This is a genomic window from Ornithinimicrobium sp., from assembly GCF_035267225.1.
Taxonomy (GTDB): domain Bacteria; phylum Actinomycetota; class Actinomycetes; order Actinomycetales; family Dermatophilaceae; genus Ornithinicoccus.
Genome location: NZ_DATFMA010000039.1, coordinates 1 through 5,850, shown reverse-complemented (window position 1 = coordinate 5,850; position 5,850 = coordinate 1). Strand labels below are relative to the sequence as shown.

Annotated in this window: 4 protein-coding genes; all 4 read left to right on the top strand. The window is 71.7% G+C overall.

Features of this window, described 5'->3' with window-relative positions:
* Nucleotides 1-1,700: NADH-quinone oxidoreductase subunit L (locus VJ976_RS02540; protein ID WP_324098539.1), on the top strand; the 1,700-nt coding region annotated here is incomplete at its 5' end.
* Nucleotides 1,697-3,253, top strand: coding sequence for an NADH-quinone oxidoreductase subunit M (locus VJ976_RS02535; protein WP_324098538.1), 1,557 nt, complete (start codon nucleotides 1,697-1,699; stop codon nucleotides 3,251-3,253). The genes VJ976_RS02540 and VJ976_RS02535, both read left to right, overlap by 4 nt.
* Nucleotides 3,250-4,722: an NADH-quinone oxidoreductase subunit N gene (locus VJ976_RS02530; RefSeq protein ID WP_324098537.1), complete on the top strand. Its 1,473-nt coding sequence runs from the start codon at nucleotides 3,250-3,252 to the stop codon at nucleotides 4,720-4,722. Before VJ976_RS02535 ends, VJ976_RS02530 begins: the two co-directional genes overlap by 4 nt.
* 83 nt (nucleotides 4,723-4,805) lie before the next feature.
* On the top strand, nucleotides 4,806-5,675 hold the full coding sequence (gene htpX, locus VJ976_RS02525; RefSeq protein ID WP_324098536.1) for a zinc metalloprotease HtpX: 870 nt from the start codon (nucleotides 4,806-4,808) through the stop codon (nucleotides 5,673-5,675).
* Nucleotides 5,676-5,850 lie beyond the last annotated feature (175 nt).

The window sequence follows — 5,850 nt, the reverse complement described above, 5'->3', positions numbered from 1 at the left end:
CGCTGCAGCTCTCGGTGGGCTCGGCCCTGGCACTGACGTCGCTGGTGGTGGCCCTGGTGTCACTGGTAGTGCAGACCTTCGCCCGGTGGTACCTGTGGTACGACCCCCGGTACCGCCAGTTCGCGTCCACCATCGCTCTGTTCACCGCGGCGATGATGCTGGTGGTCCACTCCGGCGATGTCGTGCTCACCCTCGTGGGCTGGGAGGTGATGGGCTGGTGCTCGTTCCTGCTCATCGGTCACTTCAGCGCCAAGGCCACGGCACGCCGGGCGGCTTCCAAGGCCCTCCTGGTCACCCGCGTCGCGGACATCGGCTTCGTGCTGGGCATCATCGCCCTGGCCGCCGGGGCGCGCAGCACCTCGATCGAGGCCATCGTCGAACACTGGCAGACCCGGCCCGGACTGCCCCTCACTTCGGCGCTCGTTCTGCTCATCATCGGGGTGGCCGGCAAGTCCGCTCTCTTCCCGTTCCAGGACTGGCTTCCCGACGCGATGGAGGGGCCGACCCCGGCCTCGGCCCTGATCCACGCCGCCACCATGGTCGCGGCCGGGACGGTCGTGCTGGCGCAGATGTTCCCGCTGCTGCACGCGAGCGACCCGGCGCGGCTGATGCTGGCCCTGCTGGCCTCGGTGAGCATCCTGGCGGCCGCCTTGATGGCCTTCGCACAACCCGACCTCAAGCGCCTCCTCGCGTGGTCCACCGTCTCGCAGGTCGCCCTCATGCTGGCGGCCCTGAGCGCCACCCCGCCGGCTGCGGGACCGGACACCGCGTTGGTGCACCTGATGTCGCACGCGTTCTTCAAGGCGCTGCTGTTCCTGACCATCGGGTGGCTGGCCGTGCTCTGTGGCGGCACGGTGGTGGCCTACGTGGCCTCCGGCGCCCGCCGCTACCGCTCGGTCCGGCGGCCCCTGGCCTTCGGGCTGCTCGCTCTGGCCGGAGTGCCGCCCTTCGTCGGGTTCGTCTCCAAGGAGCTCATCTTGTCCGCGGCGGAGGAGGGGGCTCAGGCGGGTGTCGGCGCCTCGGCGGTGGTGGTCCTGGCGGCGGTAGGCGCCAGTGCCCCGCTGACCGCGGCCTACTGCATGCGCGCTTGGCTGATCGTGGACCGCAAGACCGCCTTGGTGGCGGCCGGACCCCCCGGGGGGTCGGCGAAGCAGATCGATGACTTCTTCGCCGACCCGCACGTCCTGGCCGAGGCCATCGGGGTGGAGGAGGCGGAGTCGGCGATCTCCTCCACGGCGCGCAGCGGGATCACCGTGCTGACCCTGTTGACACTGGTGGGCGGCGTCCTGCCCTTCACGGCGCTGGTCGACATCGAGCTGACCTTCAACCTGCCGGTGCTGCTGGTCTCGCTGGGGCTCATGGCGGCCGCCGCCGTGGCGGTCTGGGCCGCCTCGCGCGGCGTGCGCTCACGGGATGCCGCAGCCCGGCTGCCGGCCTCGCTGCGGCTCTGGGCCGAGCGGGGTGGCGGGTTCGACAGGGCCTACGACGTCGTGATGGTGCGCCCCGTACTACGGCTGGCCCGTGGAGTGCTCTGGCTCGACACCACGGTGCTCGACGCCTACGTCCGCGCCGTCGGGATGGCCCCGGGGTTCATCGGAGCCGGCGGTCATCGACTGACCCCGGTCCGGCCCGGTCCGGCCCTGGTCCTGGTGCTGACGGGACTGCTCGTGCTCGCCCTGTTGGGAGTGCTGCTGCGATGAGCCAGGCAGGACCTTGGCTGCTGGTCAGCACCCTCGTGCCGTTGCTGGTGGCCACCGCCATGCTCTGGGTGGCCGACCGCGTCGGGGAGGGATGGCGCGAGCGGAGCATCAAGGCGCTGGCCCGGGCCGCGGCCCTGGTGAGCGCGGCCAGTGCCGTCATGGTGGTGCGTGAGCGTCCGGAGATCGACGTGCCGTGGGTGCAGTCGCTCGGCGTTCGACTGGACCTGGCGGTGGACGGGATCAGCGCCCCCCTGGTCCTGTTGACCGCCGGCGTCCTGCTGGTGGTGGTGACGTTGCCTCCCCTGGCCGAGGTCGACCCCGGTGAACCTGCCCCGACGGCCCCACTGGGTCCCCAACCCGCGCAGAAGGGCGTCTCGACCTACTACGGGTGTCTGTTGCTGGTGGGCTTCGGCGCCTTGGTGACCTTCCTTTCTCGCGACGCGCTGGTCTTCTTCGTGGGCTTCGAGCTGGTGCTGCTGCCGATGTGGGTTCTGATCTCGCGTCACGGCGACTCGTCGGCGGCCGCGCAGCGTGAGGGTGCCGCGCTTCGTTTCCTGCTGGTCACGGCCACGGGTTCCACGCTCATGCTGGTCGGCATCCTCGTCGTGGCGACCGCGACGGGCACCACCGACCTCGACCAGTGGGCGGCTCAGGGCGGTGCCGCCCTGAGCGATGGCCACGCGCTGGCCGCTGCAGTCCTGTTGGTGGTCGGTCTCGGGCTGAAGGTACCGATCTGGCCGTTGCACACCTGGCTGCCGTGGGTGCACACCACCGCCCCGACCGCCGGCTCGGTGCTGCTGGCGGCGGTGCTGCTGAAGATGGGCACCTACGGCATCGTGCGGCTGGTGATCCCCGGCGTGCCCCAGGGTTTCCAGGCGGTGGCGCCCACCATGGCGGGGTGCGCCGTGGTCGGCATCATCTGGGCCGGCCTGGCCGCCCTGGCGGAGACCGACCTCAAGCGCCTCATCGCCTGGTCCTCCATCGCCCACCTGGGCTTCGTGGTGCTGGGTCTGGCGGCCGGCACCGAGACCGGGATGCAGGCGGCGCTGTTCGGCAACGTGGCCCACGGGGTGATCTCGGCCCTGCTCTTCGTGGTCGTCGGCGCGTTGAAGCAACGATGGGGGGCCACCGACCTCTCCACCGCCCGCGCCGCGGTCCGGGAGAGCGCACCGGCGCTCGGAACGGGGCTCGTCGTGGGGATGGCCGCGTCGATGGGCCTGCCGGGGCTGGCGGGGTTCTGGGGCGAGTTCGGGGCGATCTACGCGGCGTGGGTGCCCGCGCCGGACCGGCACGAGGGGTGGTTCCGTGCCTTCGCCGTGCTGGCGGCGATCGGTGCCGCCATCGCCGCGGCGTACGCGGTGCGGGTGCTGCGAGAGGTCTGGTCGGGGGAGCGCACCAGCCCCCGGGTGCCCGACGCGACCGCAAGGGAGCGGGTGCTGCTGACTGCTTTCGTCGTCGTCATCGTCGGCCTGGGGGTCTACCCCGTCGTGGTGCTGGACGTCACCGCACCCGCGGTGCAGGCCCTGCTGGCCTCCGGAGGTGCCGGACCATGAGCACCGAGCTCAACCTCATGGCGATGTGGCCCGTCCTCGCGCCGGCTCTCGCTGCGGTCGGGGTCCTGGTGCTGGACGTCCTCACGCCGGCCGCCCGGGCGGCCCACCTGTGGGTGGTGCTGGCCGGCATCGTGGCGGGGGCAGGGACGACGGTCCCCGGCCTGACGGGTGGCACTGGGCCCACCCAGCGCGCGTTGTGTCTGCCTGACGGTCAGTGCCTGTACGAGGCCGGTTCGCTCACCTCCGGGCTGCAGCTGGTGGCCCTCATCGCCTCGGCGGTCGTGGTGGTGCTGGCCTGGCCCGACTGGATCGTGGGCTCCGGAGGCCGCACCGCCGTCCTGGCCGCGCTGCTGCTGGGCGCCACCGCGGGCGTCGTGGCGGTGCCCGCGGCCGGCGACTGGGCCTCGCTGGTGGTCGCCATGGAGCTGGCGACCTTGCCCTCGGTGGCTCTGGTCGCTCTGGAGCACCGGGCGGCCCGGGTCCCCCGCGCGGTGGACGGAGCCGTGGCGCTGCTCACGACCTCCCTGGTCTCGTTCGCCCTGCTGGTGCTGGGTGCCGCGCTGTGGACGCTGGCCACCGGGAGCGCTGTGCTGTCGGCGAGCAGCACGCAGCAGGCTGCCGCCGGGGGGGCGAGCGGCGTGGTGCTGCTGTTGGCGGGAGTCTTCGCGCTGTCGGGCCTGGCCTTCAAGCTCAGCGCCGTGCCCTTCCACGCCTGGACGCCACTGACCTACCGCGGGGCCGCGCTGCCGGTCACGGTGTACCTGGCCACCACGTCCAAGGTGGCGGCGTTGGGCGGCATCATCGTGCTGGTGCAAGCGCTGTCGAGTCAGGCGAGCCAGGCCAGCCTGCTGGCCGTCGCGGTCCTGGCGGCCCTGAGCATGACGGTGGGCAACGCCGTCGCATTGCGCCAGCACGACCTCGTGGCGCTGCTGGCCTGGTCGAGCGTGGCCCAGGCGGGATGGGTGCTGCTGCCGTTGGCCACGCTGTCCTCCCGCGCCGCCCGCGCTGCCGGTGGCTACCTCGCGGTGTACGCGGTGGCGACGCTGCTGGTCTTCGCCGTCGTCATCATCGTCGCCCGCCAGCGAGGGACCAGGCTGCGCGACCACGCGCACCTGCTGCACGACCACCCTTTCCTCGCGCTGCCGCTGGGCTTCGGGCTGCTCACGCTGGCCGGGCTGCCCCCGGCCGTCGTGGGCCTGTTCGCCAAGGTCGTGGTGATCCGCCCGGTGGCGGGTGAGGGGCTGTGGTGGCTGGCGGTGGTCGCGGCCGCGAACGTGGCCCTGGGCGTCGCCGTGTATCTGCGGTGGGTCGCCGTGCTGGCTCGACGCCGCCCCCGCCAGGACGCGCTCAGCGAAGCGGCCGCGCCCCCGGTCGACGCCGGCCCGGTGCCGCGGGCGTCCGCCGCTGTCGTCGGCGTGCTGACGGCCGCGCTGGTGTGGACCAGCATCGCGCCCGTCGGACTGTTCTGACAGCCCGGGAGCTCTCGCGTCGAGCAGCCCGGCAACGCCTCGAGGAGCCGGAACACGCCGCGAGGGCAGAGCGTTCCACCGGTATGCATCGGCACTACAACGGTCTGAAGACCGCGTTTCTCTTCGGTGGCATCTTCGCGGTCCTGCTGGGCATGGGCGCGGTCATCGGCGGTGGCCGCTTCATCTGGGTGTTCGCCCTGGTGGGTGTGGCCATGACTGCCTACGGGTACTGGAACTCGGACAAGCTGGCCATCAAGGCGATGCGTGCCTACCCGGTCACCGAGCAGCAGCAGCCGGAGATGTACCGCATCGTGCGCGAGCTGTCCTCGCGCGCGGGCAAGCCGATGCCGCGGCTGTATGTCAGTCCGACCGCGGCGCCGAACGCCTTCGCCACCGGGCGCAACCCGGAGAACTCTGCGGTCTGCTGCACCGAAGGCATCCTGGGGCTGTTGAACGAGCGCGAGCTGCGCGGGGTGCTCGGCCACGAGCTCATGCACGTCTACAACCGCGACATCCTCACCTCCTCGGTTGCGGGTGCGATCGCGGGGGTGATCACCTCGGTCGCCCAGATGACCATGTTCATGTCGGTCCTGGGCGGGAACCGCGAGAACGGAGGGAACCCGATCGCGTTGCTGGCGATGGCCCTGCTGGCCCCGTTCGCGGCGACGGTCATCCAGCTGGCGATCAGCCGCACCCGCGAGTACGACGCCGACGAGGACGGAGCCGCGCTGACCGGCGACCCCTTGGCCCTGGCCTCGGCCCTGGCCAAGCTGGAGCGGGGCACGGCCGCCGCTCCTCTGGCCCCGGAGCCGAAGCTGCAGAACGCCGCACACATGATGATCGCCAACCCGTTCCGCGCCGGTGATGTGAAGAGCCTGTTCGCGACCCACCCGCCGATGCAGGACCGCATCGCGCGGCTGGAAGCGATGGCCGGGGGCCCGACGCACTACTGACCTCGGGCCACCCCACCTTCGTAACAGCGCCCGACCCACCCACGCGCATCACTCACCGCGGCTGGTCTTGACACAGACGCGCCCCAGAAGTACAACAAAAACCAACTGAATGCTAATAAATGCAATCGGGAGGGTTCACGGTGGGCACACTTCTCGCGGGCGTCGACGTGGGGAC